At 55.5% G+C, this 14232-nt stretch carries 13 protein-coding genes and 1 pseudogene; 9 read left to right on the top strand and 5 right to left on the bottom strand.

What is annotated here, in order from left to right; translation table 11 throughout:
• Window positions 1-12: 12 nt before the first annotated feature.
• The 3 genes from lysA to argH all read right to left on the bottom strand — a co-directional run bounded on the left by lysA (window position 13) and on the right by argH (window position 3000).
• On the bottom strand, window positions 13-1287 hold the full coding sequence (lysA, locus tag AB1F12_RS02755) for a diaminopimelate decarboxylase (protein ID WP_368186408.1): 1275 nt from the start codon (window positions 1285-1287) through the stop codon (window positions 13-15).
• 154 nt (window positions 1288-1441) lie between these two features.
• Window positions 1442-1615 carry a hypothetical protein gene (locus AB1F12_RS02750; protein WP_368186407.1) on the bottom strand — a complete coding sequence of 58 codons (174 nt, stop codon included), beginning with the start codon at window positions 1613-1615 and terminating at the stop codon, window positions 1442-1444.
• Window positions 1612-3000: an argininosuccinate lyase gene (argH, locus tag AB1F12_RS02745; RefSeq protein WP_368186405.1), complete on the bottom strand. Its 1389-nt coding sequence runs from the start codon at window positions 2998-3000 to the stop codon at window positions 1612-1614. The genes AB1F12_RS02750 and argH overlap by 4 nt, the downstream gene beginning before the upstream one ends.
• Before the next feature lie 13 nt (window positions 3001-3013).
• Between argH and AB1F12_RS02740 the strand changes: the two genes are divergently transcribed.
• From AB1F12_RS02740 to AB1F12_RS02700, 9 genes are all read left to right on the top strand, one after another.
• Window positions 3014-3607: a TlpA disulfide reductase family protein gene (locus tag AB1F12_RS02740; protein ID WP_368186404.1), complete on the top strand. Its 594-nt coding sequence runs from the start codon at window positions 3014-3016 to the stop codon at window positions 3605-3607.
• A 31-nt stretch (window positions 3608-3638) separates the two neighbouring features.
• Window positions 3639-4505 carry a tRNA 2-thiocytidine(32) synthetase TtcA gene (gene ttcA / locus AB1F12_RS02735; protein WP_368188236.1) on the top strand — a complete coding sequence of 289 codons (867 nt, stop codon included), beginning with the start codon at window positions 3639-3641 and terminating at the stop codon, window positions 4503-4505.
• An 86-nt stretch (window positions 4506-4591) separates the two neighbouring features.
• On the top strand, window positions 4592-6130 hold the full coding sequence (locus AB1F12_RS02730) for a putative bifunctional diguanylate cyclase/phosphodiesterase (protein ID WP_368186403.1): 1539 nt from the start codon (window positions 4592-4594) through the stop codon (window positions 6128-6130).
• 131 nt (window positions 6131-6261) lie between these two features.
• Complete coding sequence (yidC, locus tag AB1F12_RS02725; protein WP_368186401.1) at window positions 6262-8058, top strand: membrane protein insertase YidC; 1797 nt, start codon at window positions 6262-6264, stop codon at window positions 8056-8058.
• Complete coding sequence (locus AB1F12_RS02720; RefSeq protein WP_368186400.1) at window positions 8058-8801, top strand: MOSC domain-containing protein; 744 nt, start codon at window positions 8058-8060, stop codon at window positions 8799-8801. The genes yidC and AB1F12_RS02720 overlap by 1 nt, the downstream gene beginning before the upstream one ends.
• Complete coding sequence (gene yihA, locus AB1F12_RS02715; protein WP_368186398.1) at window positions 8801-9451, top strand: ribosome biogenesis GTP-binding protein YihA/YsxC; 651 nt, start codon at window positions 8801-8803, stop codon at window positions 9449-9451. Before AB1F12_RS02720 ends, yihA begins: the two co-directional genes overlap by 1 nt.
• A 19-nt stretch (window positions 9452-9470) precedes the next feature.
• Entirely contained in the window at window positions 9471-10349 is an 879-nt protein-coding gene (argB, locus tag AB1F12_RS02710; RefSeq protein ID WP_368186397.1) for an acetylglutamate kinase, read from the top strand.
• 8 nt (window positions 10350-10357) lie between these two features.
• Complete coding sequence (locus AB1F12_RS02705) at window positions 10358-11026, top strand: ferredoxin (protein WP_368186395.1); 669 nt, start codon at window positions 10358-10360, stop codon at window positions 11024-11026.
• Window positions 10992-11513: a histidine phosphatase family protein gene (locus AB1F12_RS02700; protein WP_368186394.1), complete on the top strand. Its 522-nt coding sequence runs from the start codon at window positions 10992-10994 to the stop codon at window positions 11511-11513. The genes AB1F12_RS02705 and AB1F12_RS02700 overlap by 35 nt, the downstream gene beginning before the upstream one ends.
• 49 nt (window positions 11514-11562) lie before the next feature.
• On the opposite strand, the gene AB1F12_RS02695 is transcribed toward AB1F12_RS02700, so the two are convergent.
• The gene (locus tag AB1F12_RS02695; RefSeq protein ID WP_368186392.1) at window positions 11563-12360 is read right to left on the bottom strand and encodes an amino acid ABC transporter ATP-binding protein; all 798 of its coding nucleotides are present in this window, start codon (window positions 12358-12360) and stop codon (window positions 11563-11565) included.
• Window positions 12361-12372: 12 nt separating this feature from the next.
• Window positions 12373-13035, bottom strand: a pseudogene (locus AB1F12_RS02690) (amino acid ABC transporter permease); the annotation flags it as partial.
• Between the last annotated feature and the right edge of the window lie 1197 nt (window positions 13036-14232).

Raw genomic sequence — 14232 nt, 5'->3', positions numbered from 1 at the left:
CTGACCCCAAGCTTAGGTGTCTTGCAGCCAGGATGGAATGGTATCGCGCGAAATCATATCTTCATAGGTGGGACGTGCGCGGATAACCGCAAATTGATCCCCATCCACCAGCACTTCTGGAATCAAAGGGCGCGAATTGTATTCGCTGGCCATCACCGCGCCATATGCGCCCGCAGATCGAAATGCGACCAGTTCGCCCGCCTTGATGGGGGGCATATTGCGCGCCTTGGCAAAGGTATCGCCCGTTTCACAGATCGGACCCACAATGTCATAGGCTGTCTGTTCGGCCCCGGCGACGGGTTCTTTGACCGGGATGATGTCATGGTGGGCTTCGTACATGGCGGGGCGGATCAGATCGTTCATCGCCGCATCCACAATCAGAAAATCCCGCCCTTCGCCGGATTTCACATAGATCGTGTCGGTGACCAAGATGCCCGAATTGCCCGCGATCAACCGACCCGGTTCAATTTCGATTTCACAGCCCAGATGACCAACCGTTTCCTGGATCATCTGCCCATATTCGATGGGCAATGGCGGCGCGGAATTTGACCGCTCATATGGAATGCCAAGCCCGCCGCCCAGATCAAGGCGTTGAATGTCCAAACCGTCAGCGCGCAATTGTTCGGTCAGCTCAGCGACCTTTTGATAGGCCAGCCGAAACGGTTCCAGATCGGTCAATTGGCTGCCGATATGCACATCGATGGCCAGCGGGTTCAGCCCCGGCAAGTCAGCCGCCATCGCATAGACATCGCGGGCGCGGGCAATGGGGATGCCAAATTTGTTTTCAGATTTACCCGTCGCGATTTTGGCGTGGGTTTTTGCGTCCACATCTGGGTTAACCCGGATCGCGATCGGGGCGATCACGCCCAATTGGGTCGCAACGTCGCTGAGAACCAGCAATTCCGGCTCAGATTCGACGTTGAATTGACGGATGCCACCGGTCAGGGCAGCGCGCATTTCATCACGGGTTTTGCCAACGCCGGAAAACACGATTTTGTCGCCGGGCACGCCGGCGGCGATTGCACGGGCATATTCCCCGCCCGACACCACATCCATCCCCGCACCTGCGCGGGCCAATGTGGTCAAAACCGCCTGATTTGACAGGGATTTCACGGCAAAACAGACCAGATGGTCGGCCCAGTTCAGTGCCTCATCAAACAGCTGAAAATGGCGCAGCAATGTGGCCGTGGAATAGGCGTAAAAAGGCGTACCAACCTTGGCTGCGATGTCGGCCACCCGCACATCTTCGGCCCATAATTCGCCGTCACGATACAGAAAATGATCCATGTGGGTTCCCTTCGCCTGTTTCACGCTTCTTAGCAGAAACAGAACCAAGCCCAACCCTGTTTTGATCTGGGCCGTTTTGATCACGACCATTTTGATCAGCAATGTCAGGTGCGGATCAGCAAAACCCGCGCCCGACGTTTTATTATGGTGTCAATTAGCAGCCCACATTGACCGAAACGGTGCCATTGCTGGTGCCCACGGAACAATTGGTGCTGATCCCTCCGGTTCCGATGCTGATACCCGCATTGGCTGTGGGTTCAAATGGCGCGCCATCCGCGCCACAGGATGCAAGGGCGACCATGCTGATTAAAAATACAATTTTCTTCATTTTAAAATGTCCTTCCAACGTGCAATTTGCGTGCGAACTTGTGCCGGTGCAGTGCCCCCATAGGACATGCGCGACGCCACAGAGGCCTCAACCGTCAGCACATCAAACACAGATGCGGTGATGTCGCCGTGTTCGGCTTGCATATCTTCGAGCGTCAGATCAGGCAGATCACAGCCCTTCTCTTCGGCTTTGGCCACAAGCGCGCCGGTCACATGGTGCGCATCCCGGAACGGTAGCCCGGCTTCGCGCACAAGCCAATCCGCCAAATCGGTTGCGGTCGAAAATCCGCTGGCGGCGGCGGCGCGCAGATTGTCCTGATTGGCGGTCATATCCGTGACCATGCCTGCCATCGCGGCCAAGGCCAGCAGCCAGTTGTCGGCGGCATCGAACACTTGTTCTTTGTCTTCCTGCATGTCCTTGGAATAGGTCAATGGCAGGCCTTTCATGACCATCATCAGACCCACATTGGCGCCCATGATCCGGCCAATTTTGGCACGCAGCAATTCGGCCGCATCCGGGTTGCGTTTCTGGGGCATGATGGATGATCCGGTGGACCATTGATCGCCCATATCAACAAACCGGAATTGGGCCGATGACCAGATCACCAATTCCTCGGCCAGACGGGACAGATGCATGGCATTGATCGACGCGCAGGACATGAATTCAAGCGCGAAATCGCGATCCGCAACCGCGTCCAGTGAATTGGCCATGGGTCGATCAAAGCCCAGCGCCTGCGCCGTCATGTGCCGATCAATCGGAAAGCCAGTGCCCGCCAGAGCCGCAGCCCCTAAAGGCGATTCGTTCATCCGTTTGCGGGCATCGCGAATGCGCGACAGATCCCGGCCCAGCATTTCCACATAGGCCAGCATATGATGGCCCCATGTCACCGGCTGCGCAGTTTGCAGATGGGTAAAGCCCGGCATCACCCAATCCGCACCCGCCTCGGCCTGAGCCAGCAAAGCCTGCATCACAGCCACAATCGCTGATTCTGCTGCATCACATTGATCCCGCACCCACAGGCGGAAATCGGTGGCAACCTGATCGTTCCGGCTGCGCCCCGTGTGCAAACGCCCCGCCGGTTCGCCGATCAATTGTTTCAGTCGCGCTTCGACATTCATGTGAATATCTTCCAAAGCAGTGGAAAATTCGAAGGTTCCGCCCTCAATCTCTGACAAAACAGTGAGCAGGCCTTCCCGAATGGCGTCGGCGTCTTTATCAGTCAGGATACCTGTCGCAGCCAACATGGCGGCGTGGGCGCGCGAACCTGCGATGTCTTGGGCCGCTAGTCGTTGATCGAAACCAATCGAGGCATTGATGGCCTCCATGATTGCGTCCGGTCCAGCGGCGAACCGGCCGCCCCACATCGCGTTTGAGGATTTGGTCATGTCAGGAGGCCCCATGAAAGTGGTCAGAAAAATTATTGGATCAGCGCTGCTTTATACGGCGGTTGGGTTTAGTGCAAATACTGCGCTGGCGGATATGGCTGAATTGGACGCGCTGCGCGTCGGCGATATGCGTAAATTGACGTTTCATTCTGAACCCGTGGCCAGCACGGATGCAACATTCGAAAGCTCCGAAGGCATGCCCATTGGGCTGGGCGATTACGAGGGTCAATTTCTGGTGCTGAATTTCTGGGCCACTTGGTGTGCGCCTTGTCGCAAGGAAATGCCATCGCTATCCGCGTTGCAGACCGAATTTGGCGGGCCGGATTTCAACGTGTTGACCGTCGCGACGGGGCGCAATCCACCTGCTGCCATCGAACGGTTCTTTGACGAAATTGAGGTTTCAAATCTGCCATATCACCGCGATCCCCGTCAGGGGTTTGCGCGGTCGATGGGGGTTTTGGGCCTGCCTGTGACGATCATTCTGGATCGTGACGGACAGGAAATCGCCCGCTTGCAAGGGGACGCCGATTGGCACAGCGACAGCGCGCGCGCGATTGTTGCCGCATTGATTGCCTCTGATCCATTGGACGATGCAGCAACCAATTGACGCCTTGGCGGGTTCCCCCTATGGCAAGGCTATGTTGGACGAAAACGAAGAAATCCACCCGCTGTTTCACGGCGCCCCGCAAACAACGGAGTTTAAAAAGCTCCGCAAGCGGATCGTGCGTTATACGCGAGAAGCGATTGAACAATATGGCATGATCGAGCCCGGCGCGCGCTGGCTGGTCTGTCTGTCGGGCGGCAAAGACAGCTACACGTTGCTGGCCGTTTTGCAGGAATTGAAATGGCGCGGCCTGTTGCCTGTGGATTTGCTGGCCTGCAATCTGGATCAAGGCCAACCCGGATTTCCGGCGACGGTTCTGCCGGAATTCCTGGAAAAAATGGGCGTCCCGCACCGGATCGAATATCAGGATACCTATTCGATTGTGATGGACAAAGTGCCCGCAGGCCGCACGTTTTGTGCGCTTTGTTCCCGCCTGCGCCGGGGGAACCTCTATCGGATCGCCCGCGAAGAAGGCTGCAGTGCCGTTGTACTGGGCCATCACCGCGATGACATCCTTGAAACGTTTTTTATGAACCTGTTCCACGGGTCGCGATTGGCGACGATGCCGCCCAAATTGGTCAACGAAGAAGGCGACCTGTTTGTCTATCGCCCCCTTGCCCATGTGGCCGAAGTGGATTGCGAAAAATTTGCCCGCGCGTTGGATTATCCGATCATCCCCTGTGATCTATGTGGATCGCAGGACGGATTACAACGCCAACAGGTTAAAATGATGCTGGATGGTTGGGAATCCAACGCCCCTGGACGTCGCCAGAAAATGTTTCGCGCCTTGATGAATTCGCGCCCGTCCCATTTGCTGGACCCAAACCTGTTCGATTTCAAAGGCTTGCAAATCTCTAAACAAGATAGCGAAAAATCGAACGAGATTCCGCAACTGCGTTAACCCCCTCATCAGGACTGTGTCGGTAATTTGGCACCGATTGCACTATTTGGCTGCATTGCCGTCAAATATGCTGAGGGGAAAACGAAATGCCACACGGTTCTTATCGCGAGAACGAAACCAGAATAGAACGCGCCGTTTCCGTGTTGCGGCGTCCGGCCGGGCTTATGCTGATACCGATTGTCACGGGGCCGGCCTATCTGTTGGGTGGTGAAACCGCGATGGCAATTGCGGCGCTGTGTTTTCCGCTGGCACTGGCATTGCTGCCAGACGAAACGAATTATTTACGTCAATTGGTCAGCCGCGACCGCGTAACCGGGTTGGCGCAGCGCGACGATATCGTGTTGTTCCTAGACAAAGCATTGTCCGCCTCCGCCCGAAACGGTCGCACGACGGGGGCGATCCTGCTGGAAATCGACAATTTCAAGTTGCTCGAAGAACGCTTTGATCATGAAACGATTGAACAAATTTTGCGTGTGGTCTCAACCCGGTTGGAAAAGACGCTGCGCGATTCTGACGTCGCCGCACGCCTAGAAGGCGCGACATTTGCCATTGCCCTGTCCCCCGCTATGCGGCTGGATCTGGAAAGTGCGATCCAGATGTCGACCCGCATCCAACAGGCCATCGCCGACCCGATTCCCATTGGCCATGCCAAGGTCTATGTTTCGGTGTCTGTTGGATTCAGCCTTGCTGCGCGGTTGGACAACCCAAACGGCGAACAGATCATGAAGGCCGCGACATCTGCCCTGATCGAAGCGCAGCGCAACGCACCTTCGGCCATTCGCAGTTATTCCGAGGCCATGCAATCCCGGATCACATCCCGAAATTCACTGAGCGAAGAAGTCGCGCGTGCCTTGGAAAATGGTCAAATCGAAGCCTATTACCAACCGCAGGTCGATGCCGCCAATCGCAAAGTCACCGGATTTGAAACGCTGGCGCGATGGACCCATCCCGACCGCGGGCTTATCCCGCCAATCGAATTTTTACCAGCCTTGGAACAGGCCGGGTTGATGGAAAACCTTGGGGAATTGATGGTCAATCAGGCCCTGTCAGCGCTCAGAAAATGGGACGATATGGGGTTTGAGGTGCCCCGCGCGGCGGTAAACTTCTCAAACGAGGAACTGCGCAATCCCAAATTGGTTGACCGCATCGGATGGGAATTGGATCGGCATAATTTGACCCCAGAACGCCTATCCATCGAGGTGTTGGAAACTGTGGTTGCAAATCGCTCCGAAGATGTGGTGATCCGCAATTTGGCGGGTTTGGCCCGCCAAGGCTGCTGTCTAGATCTGGACGATTTTGGCACGGGGCATGCGTCGATCACCAATATCCGACGATTTTCCATCGAACGGATCAAAATCGATCGGTCCTTTATCACCCGAATCGATACCGATTCTGATCAACAGATGATGGTGTCCGCCATTTTGACGATGGCGGAACGTCTGGGGCTGGAAACATTGGCCGAAGGTGTTGAAACGGATCAAGAATTAGACATGCTGGCCAAACTCGGTTGCCACCATATGCAGGGATACGGGATTGCACGACCGATGCCGTTTGACAACGCCACAACATGGTTGGCGCAGCAGCAGTCCAGTAATGTCGCGCCATTCCACCGCAAGAGCGGCTGAACGCCGCGCTTTCCAATCAAAACACCTTAAAAACCACACCTATCCCCTCGCAAATGGGGGAAATCGCTTGACCTTTGAGCCCCCGGCCTGTTGAACCAGCCTGATCTAGAACATGGCAATTGGCGGCACACATGGACGACCAAAACAAGAACCTCATTCTTGCAACTGTACTCAGCGGCATCGTTATTCTGGTGTGGTTTGTACTTTTCCCACCAGAAGAAGTTGCAACAGTTGAACCTGCGACCGATATCATCGAACAGGTTGTACCTGATGGCGCGGTCCTACCAACTGTGGAAACCACCAATGGCACCCCAGCGACCGCCGAAGTAGAAGACGCGCCAGAAGCGCCGCGCCTGACCGTCGAAACACCCAGCCTGACAGGGACCATTTCCCTACAAGGTGGCCGGATCGATGACTTATCGTTGGTGAATTATCGCGAAACACTGGACGAAGATTCTGATCTGGTGCGGATGTTGTCCCCGCTTAGCGCCGATGCCCCCTATTACGCGTTGTTCGGCTGGGCCCCCGGCGCGGGCGTTGCCCCCGATGCGGTTCCCGGTCCCAACACGATCTGGAACGTCGAAGCCGGTGAAACGCTGACACCCGAAACGCCTGTGACCTTGGTCTGGGATAATGGCGCGGGCCTGACATTCCGCCGTGCGATCTCGGTTGATGAGAATTTCATGTTCTCAATCGAACAAAGCATCGAAAACGCATCTGGCGCCGCGGTGACCATGGCCCCCTATGGCATCATTGCCCGCCACGGTGACCCAGATGGCGTTGGGTTCTTTATCCAACACGAAGGTGTGGTGCGCATGGCCGATGGCGTGCGCGAAGAAATCAAATATGACGATATGCAGGATCTGGATGCCGACCCCCGTGGTCAAGGCGTGTCTGAAATCGTCGAAGTCACGGAAAACGGCTGGATCGGCTTTACTGACCAATATTGGATGACGGCGCTGCTGCCATCGCCCGGCACTGCATTCCGGTCGGCGGCGCGTTACACCGAAGCCACCGCCATCTACCAAACCGAAACCATCTATCCGACCCGCACCATTGAACCCGGCGCAACATCCTCTGCCGAATCCAATGTGTTTGCCGGGGCGCAGAAATGGGAAACCATTCGCGAATACCAGAACAAAAACGGGTTTGAGCGATTCTTGGATGCGATTGACTGGGGTTGGTTCTTTTTCCTGACGAAACCGATCTTTGCCTTGTTGCACTTCATCGATGGTCTGATTGGCAATATGGGGTGGTCGATCATTCTGTTGACGCTGATCATCAAAGCCGTGCTGCTGCCATTGGCCTATAAATCCTACGTTTCCATGGCGAAAATGAAGGAATTGCAGCCCGAAATGGAAGCCCTGAAAGCAGAAGCTGGCGACAACCGCGAGAAGATGCAAAAGGGCATGATGGAGCTTTATAAGAAGAACAAAGTGAACCCTGCCTCGGGTTGTTTGCCCATTCTGCTGCAGATTCCGATCTTCTTTTCGCTGTATAAAGTGATCTTTGTGACCATCGAATTGCGTCACGCAGAATGGATCGGCTGGATTCACGATCTGTCCGCCCCGGATCCATCTTCGATCCTGAATCTGTTTGGCCTGCTGGCGTTTACCCCACCAGAGCCGGGAACCATGCTGGCCTATATCAGCCTTGGCATTCTGCCGATCCTGTTGGGTATCTCGATGTTCTTGCAGCAAAAACTGAACCCAGCCCCAACCGATCCAACGCAGAAAATGATCTTTGCTTGGATGCCATGGGTGTTCATGTTCATGCTGGGCAACTTTGCGTCTGGTCTGGTGCTGTACTGGATTGCCAACAACACGATCACGTTTATTCAGCAATATCTGATCATGCGCAGTCAGGGCTATCGTCCCGATCTGATCGGCAACATCCTCGGCAATCGTTCCGAAGCCGAGAAGAAGTGATGGGGATTGTCGCCAACATATGGCGGCACCCGATCAAGAGCCACGGACGCGAGGCGCTTGAAGAGGTGGTCTTGCGCGCGGGACAGGCGATGCCATGGGATCGCCATTGGGCCATCGCCCACGAAGACAGTGATGCCGACGGGTCCGGATGGGCTCGGTGCCTGAACTTTTCTCGGGGGGCGCGGGCGCCGCAATTGGCCGCGATCCACGCAACGCTGGATGTGGATGCGCGGCAATTGACCCTGACCCATCCTGATCTGGATGATTTGGTGTTTTGGCCCGATGACACACCGGATGCGGCTGTTGCTTGGTCCAAACCATTGGTGCCCGACGGCCGTGTCCAGCCCGCCCGTTTGGTACGCGCCGCATCCCAAGCCATGACCGACAGCAAATGGCCATCGGTTTCGATCCTGAACTTGGCCTCTTTGCGGGACCTGTCCAACAAGGCCGGCATGACGCTGGATATGCGCCGGTTCCGGGGCAATATCTGGCTGGATGGGTTGGCGCCTTGGCAGGAATTCGACTGGATCGGCAAAACGATCCGCATTGGCAACGTCACGTTCGACATTCGCGAACCGATCGAACGCTGCCTGCACACACATGACAACCCCGAAACGGGTGCGCGCGACGGCAACACATTGACCGTTCTGCAATCCCAATGGGGTCATAAAAACTTTGGCGTATTTGGCGCCGTAACCCAAGACGGCGATATCCGTCTGGGTGACAAGATTGAGGTGCTTTGATGCAACTTTCCTTTCCACTGGCCGAAGAACCAGATGACATTACCCGCGAAAAGGGCCGCAAATTGTTCGCCGGAAACACCGATTTCCTAAAAGGCGTGGTTGCGATGTCTGGCCTGCCAGAAGCGGACCGGATCGAAGTCTGCTTTGCCGGGCGGTCCAATGTTGGGAAATCCACGTTGATCAATGCCTTGACCGGGCGGGTGAAACTGGCGCGGGCCTCAAACACGCCGGGGCGCACGCAGGAAATCAACTTTTTCACCACCACAGAAGGCCCCTATCTGGTCGATCTGCCGGGCTATGGCTTTGCCAATGCACCTGTCGCCGTGGTGGCCAAATGGCAGGCATTGTTGAAACAATATCTGCAAGGGCGGCAAAATTTGCGCCGTGCTTTTGTGTTGGTGGACACGCGCCACGGGGTAAAACCCGTCGACGAAGAAATCATGTCGCTGCTCGACAGCGCGGCGGTCACGTTTCAATGCGTGATGACCAAGGCCGACAAAGTCAAAGCCCATGAACGCGAAAAGATCCTGACCCAAGTGCGTGGCGCGCTGGCGAAACACCCCGCAGCCTATCCCGAAATTGTTCTGACATCGTCAGAAAAAGGCGATGGTATTCCAACACTTCGGTCGATCATCGCGGGTTTGGACTAATAACATGCAGAGGCAGAATATGAACCGAGATTGGATCGCAACCGCACGCACCCTGTCCGAGGCCCTGCCCTATTTGCAACGCTATTCCAACGCGATTGTGGTGATCAAATTTGGCGGCAACGCCATGGGCGACGCCAATGCGATGTCCGATTTTGCGCGCGATATTGTGTTGATGCGTCAGGTTGGTTTGAACCCGGTTGTGGTGCATGGCGGCGGTCCGATGATCAACGCGATGCTGGATAAACTCAACATCGAAAGCCGGTTTGTGCGCGGCAAGCGTGTAACCGATCAGGCCACGGTCGAAGTGGTCGAAATGGTCCTATCGGGCATGGTGAACAAACGCATCGTGCAGGCAATCACCGAACAAGGCGGCCGCGCGGCGGGGATTTCTGGCAAAGACGACCGTTTGATGGTCTGCGAAGCTGATGATCCGGAACTGGGCTTCGTCGGCAAACCCGTTGAAATGAACGTTCAGGTCCTGCGCGATATGTTTGACGCTGGCATCATTCCGGTGGTGGCGCCTTTGGGCACGGGTCGGGAACATGGCGAAACCTTCAACGTGAACGGTGATACGGCAGCGGGCGCAATTGCCGGGGCCTTGGCTGCGGATCGTTTGCTGTTGTTGACGGATGTGGCCGGCGTCAAAGATGCGACTGGCGAAATCGTCACGCAGCTGACGCCAAAACAGGTCCGTGACATGACTGCTGATGGCACCATTGCGGGCGGGATGATCCCGAAAACGGAAACCGCGTTGACTGCGCTCGATGCCGGGGTGCGCGCTGTGGTGATCCTGGATGGTCGCCTGCCGAATGCGTCCCTGCTAGAGCTGTTTACCGACCACGGCGCCGGGTCCATCATCCGTGACACGGATCCGCAGATCACCCCAACCTCTGCATGACCCAAGGCGTGGATATCCACGCACAGGCCAAATCTGTCGGCCTCTTTGTTTCTGGCATTGTTCACCGTCACGCCGATGATCCGCTGCCCGAATGGGTGCAATCGATTGTGCTGTTTTCCCCGGATGAACCCGATTTTTGGCCCCTGTTTCGAGCCTCGTCAGAGGCGCAGGATGGCCAGCCCCATCCGTTGGATCGCTGGTCAAAACGGGTGCTGGGGGGCATCGCGACGGAATTGAACGGGATGCCGTTTTTTCCATCTGACGGGCCGCCCTTTATGCCGTTTATCGGCTGGGCCAAACGATCTGGGCGGGCGTTTTCTGCGCCGATCGGGCCGTTGGTGCATGAACAATCAGGATTGTTCATTTCCTATCGCGGGGCGATTGCGCTGTCGAAACCAGCCCCGCAGCAGGGACAGCGCGCATCGCCTTGTGACACCTGCCAGCAGCCCTGTGTGACGTCCTGTCCGGTGGATGCCTTTGCCAATGGGCAATACGATGTTGCCACCTGCAAGGCCCATTTGGAAACCAACGCCGGACACACCTGTCGCACAAAAGGGTGCCTTGCGCGGCGGGCCTGCCCCATTGGCCAAGGCAAACGACATCCGGCGCAATCCGCCTTTCATATGAAAGCTTTTCATCCAGATGCCTTTGAAACTGATCCTGATCCGTCACGCTAAATCCAGCTGGACTAACCTTGAATTGTCAGACCACGAACGGGTGCTGAACACACGTGGCATCGCCTCAGCCAAGGCGGTGGGTGCGTGGTTAGAGCAGCGAAATCAGCCGCTTGGTCATGTGTTCTGTTCTGATGCCAGCCGCACACGGGAAACCTATGGGCTGATTTCTGCGGCCTTTGACGGCGCAACACCCGTTACGTTTTTGCCGGACCTGTATCTGGCATCACAGATGGCCATGTTGACGATTCTGCGCGGCGCGGGCGATGTAACTGACGGGGATACGGTCACGATGATTGGGCATAATCCGGGCATAGGTGATCTGGCCGTTGGTTTGGCCGCGACGCGCCCTGCCCATCCTAAATTCGCGCTTTATCCGACCTGTGCCACCACAATTTACGAATTTGATGTGACCGACTGGGCGGCCGTGGCACCGGGGCGTGGTCAGATCGTTGATTTTACCGTGCCGCGCGATCTGATCGGCGCATAAAAAAAAGGCCCCGGAAAAATCCGAGGCCTTCTTGAACTGTATTGACCGTTTAGTGGCCCAGAATCTGGCTGAGGAACAGCTTGGTCCGGTCACTTTGAGGGTTGTTAAAGAACTCTTCTGGTTCGTTTTGCTCTACAATCTGGCCCTGATCCATAAAGATCACCCGGTTGGCCACCTGACGTGCAAACCCCATTTCGTGGGTCACACACAGCATGGTCATGCCTTCTTCGGCCAGCTCGATCATTGTATCGAGAACCTCTTTGATCATTTCAGGGTCAAGCGCAGATGTCGGTTCATCAAACAGCATGATCCGTGGCTTCATGCACAATGAACGCGCAATCGCCACACGCTGTTGCTGACCACCCGACAACATGCCGGGATATTTGTGCGCCTGATCAGGGATTTTCACCTTTTCAAGGAAATGCATCGCAATTTCCTCGGCTTCTTTCTTGGGTGTTTTACGCACCCAGATCGGAGCCAGCGTACAGTTTTCCAGAATGGTCAGATGCGGGAACAGGTTAAAGTGCTGGAAACACATCCCAACCTCAGAGCGCACCTTGTCGATGTTTTTCAGATCCGAAGACAATTCGGTTCCATCAACAATGATTTTGCCCGCCTGATGTTCCTCTAGGCGGTTGATGCACCGGATCAGCGTGGATTTACCGGACCCAGAAGGCCCTGCAATCACGATCCGTTCCCCTTCGTAAACCGTCAGGTTGATGTCGCGCAGCACATGGAATGTGCCGTACCACTTGTTCATCCCTTGGATTTCAATAGCAACCTCATCAGAGACGGCCATTTTTGAGCGATCGATTTCGCGTTCAGTCACGATTTGAGCGTCAGACATTTATTCGTCTCCTTAGCGGTGGCCAGTGTGAAGCTTGCGCTCCAACCATTGTGAGTAGCGGGACATGCCGAAACAGAAGATAAAGAAGCATGCACCAATAAAGATGAAGAGTTCCCAGTAGATGCCGTTCCATGCGGTGTCGGCCCGGATTTTGTTTGAAAAATCAATCGGGTCAGACAGGCCAATGAACACCACCAGCGTGGTATCTTTGAACAGGCCGATGAACGACGACACGATGCCGGGGATCGAAATTTTCAACGCTTGCGGCAGAATGATCAACCGCATTGATTTCCAATAATCCAATCCCAACGCGTCCGCGGCTTCGTATTGGCCGGTTGGCAATGCAGCCAGACCCCCACGTACCACTTCGGCGATATAGGCCGCTGAGAACAGCGTCACCATGATGATCACGCGCAACATCAGGTCGAACTGCGTGCCCGGAGGCAAGAAGTAGTTCAACAAAAGCGACGCGGTAAACAACCACACAATCAACGGGATGCCGCGAATAATTTCGATGAAGGCCACCGAAGATTTATTCACAATCATCAAGTCAGACTGGCGACCCAGCGCAAGCACAACACCCAAAGGCATGGACAGTACGATCCCAGCCACACCAATCACAATCGCCAGCAAGAAGCCCCCGATTTTGTCAGATGCAACAGGTTCCAGCCCCACACGACCCAATTCTGTATAGGTGGTGTCGATGGCTGTTTGAACCGTCAGAAGATCGCCTTTGGCAGCCAGATAGGCACGCAGAGCAGCTTCGTCTTCGGGTGACGTTCCGCTTTCGATTTGACCCAGCGACCGAAGCCCCTGAACCGAGCTTGGCAATGTTGAGGCCAGTTCTGACACCAACGCCTTTGCTTCGGGCAGACGCGCTTCGCGTTCATCCAAGGCAAGGATGTTGTTGTTCAGCGCACGTGAATCTGACCGTTCCGAATTCAGGTTCAAAACAACCCGCGACAATGCAGATTCTTCATCCCGCAACACAGCCAGATCCGCAAGGAACGTCGACAGAGCCGCTTGATGTTCATCCGATGCAACAGCGTGATGATCGTCACCGCGTGCGGCTTCGATTTGATCCACCAAAGCATCTTTGTCCGCGACCATCGCGGCAATTTCAGCCTGCTTTTCATCGCGCACAGCTTCTGCTGCTTCGATTTCGGCGGGCAATTCAGCCAAACGGGTTTCCAGACGAATGGTTTCTGAATCCAAACGGCCATTGGCAACCATGCGATGCAGGCTGCTATCAATCGCTGACGACATAAACAGCCACCAAATCACAGCCGCCAAAACCGCAATGATGGATCCAAGCAAAGCACCGCCATATTTGGCAGCGACGTGGAACCCAACATAACCGGCCCCAAATCCAGCAAGAACCAGAATTGGTGTCCAGAACGATCCCCCCCACAAAAGCCAAACCGCAAGGAATGGATAAAGCAGGGTAAAGATCATCATTTTGGCCGGAACGCGGTCCGAAAACAGAACCGGAGCCAAAGCAACCGCAAACAAAGTGACGGCCAAAATTGGACGCCAGTACATGTGGCGCGGGTAGAACCCAAACGCCAATTGATGCCAGCGATCTTCGATCACGGCCCAGCAGGCGGCCTGATGCCCGGTTTTGCCAACCGCGGCCAATGCTTCGCGGCATTCGGTCAGCGAACCAGCATTCCAAACACCGCCAAAGATCCACGGCGTCAGCGTGACGATCACTTTGTACAGAACAAAGATCGCCAACAAGGTCAGGATAGAATTGATCGCGTTCGAAAACAGATTCTCACGGATCCATTTGACCGCCCCAACTTGTGTCGATGGGGGGGCCTTTTCGTCCAGCATTTCGGTGCGGACAAAAGAAAGATCACTATTGCTCAT

The organism is Aestuariibius sp. HNIBRBA575, from assembly GCF_040932005.1.
In the GTDB taxonomy this organism is placed as follows: domain Bacteria; phylum Pseudomonadota; class Alphaproteobacteria; order Rhodobacterales; family Rhodobacteraceae; genus CANLNM01.
Note: the sequence above shows the minus strand (reverse complement) of the source record. Positions and strands in the feature narration are given on the sequence as shown.

Excerpts from the sequence above, each read along its gene's own strand:
- lysA (WP_368186408.1), bottom strand. The coding sequence starts at position 1,287 with ATGGATCATTTTCTGTATCGTGACGGCGAATTATGGGCCGAAGATGTG.
- AB1F12_RS02750 (WP_368186407.1), bottom strand. The coding sequence starts at position 1,615 with ATGAAGAAAATTGTATTTTTAATCAGCATGGTCGCCCTTGCATCCTGT.
- argH (WP_368186405.1), bottom strand. The coding sequence starts at position 3,000 with ATGACCAAATCCTCAAACGCGATGTGGGGCGGCCGGTTCGCCGCTGGA.
- AB1F12_RS02740 (WP_368186404.1), top strand. The coding sequence starts at position 3,014 with ATGAAAGTGGTCAGAAAAATTATTGGATCAGCGCTGCTTTATACGGCG.
- ttcA (WP_368188236.1), top strand. The coding sequence starts at position 3,639 with ATGTTGGACGAAAACGAAGAAATCCACCCGCTGTTTCACGGCGCCCCG.
- AB1F12_RS02730 (WP_368186403.1), top strand. The coding sequence starts at position 4,592 with ATGCCACACGGTTCTTATCGCGAGAACGAAACCAGAATAGAACGCGCC.
- yidC (WP_368186401.1), top strand. The coding sequence starts at position 6,262 with ATGGACGACCAAAACAAGAACCTCATTCTTGCAACTGTACTCAGCGGC.
- AB1F12_RS02720 (WP_368186400.1), top strand. The coding sequence starts at position 8,058 with ATGGGGATTGTCGCCAACATATGGCGGCACCCGATCAAGAGCCACGGA.
- yihA (WP_368186398.1), top strand. The coding sequence starts at position 8,801 with ATGCAACTTTCCTTTCCACTGGCCGAAGAACCAGATGACATTACCCGC.
- argB (WP_368186397.1), top strand. The coding sequence starts at position 9,471 with ATGAACCGAGATTGGATCGCAACCGCACGCACCCTGTCCGAGGCCCTG.
- AB1F12_RS02700 (WP_368186394.1), top strand. The coding sequence starts at position 10,992 with ATGCCTTTGAAACTGATCCTGATCCGTCACGCTAAATCCAGCTGGACT.
- AB1F12_RS02695 (WP_368186392.1), bottom strand. The coding sequence starts at position 12,360 with ATGTCTGACGCTCAAATCGTGACTGAACGCGAAATCGATCGCTCAAAA.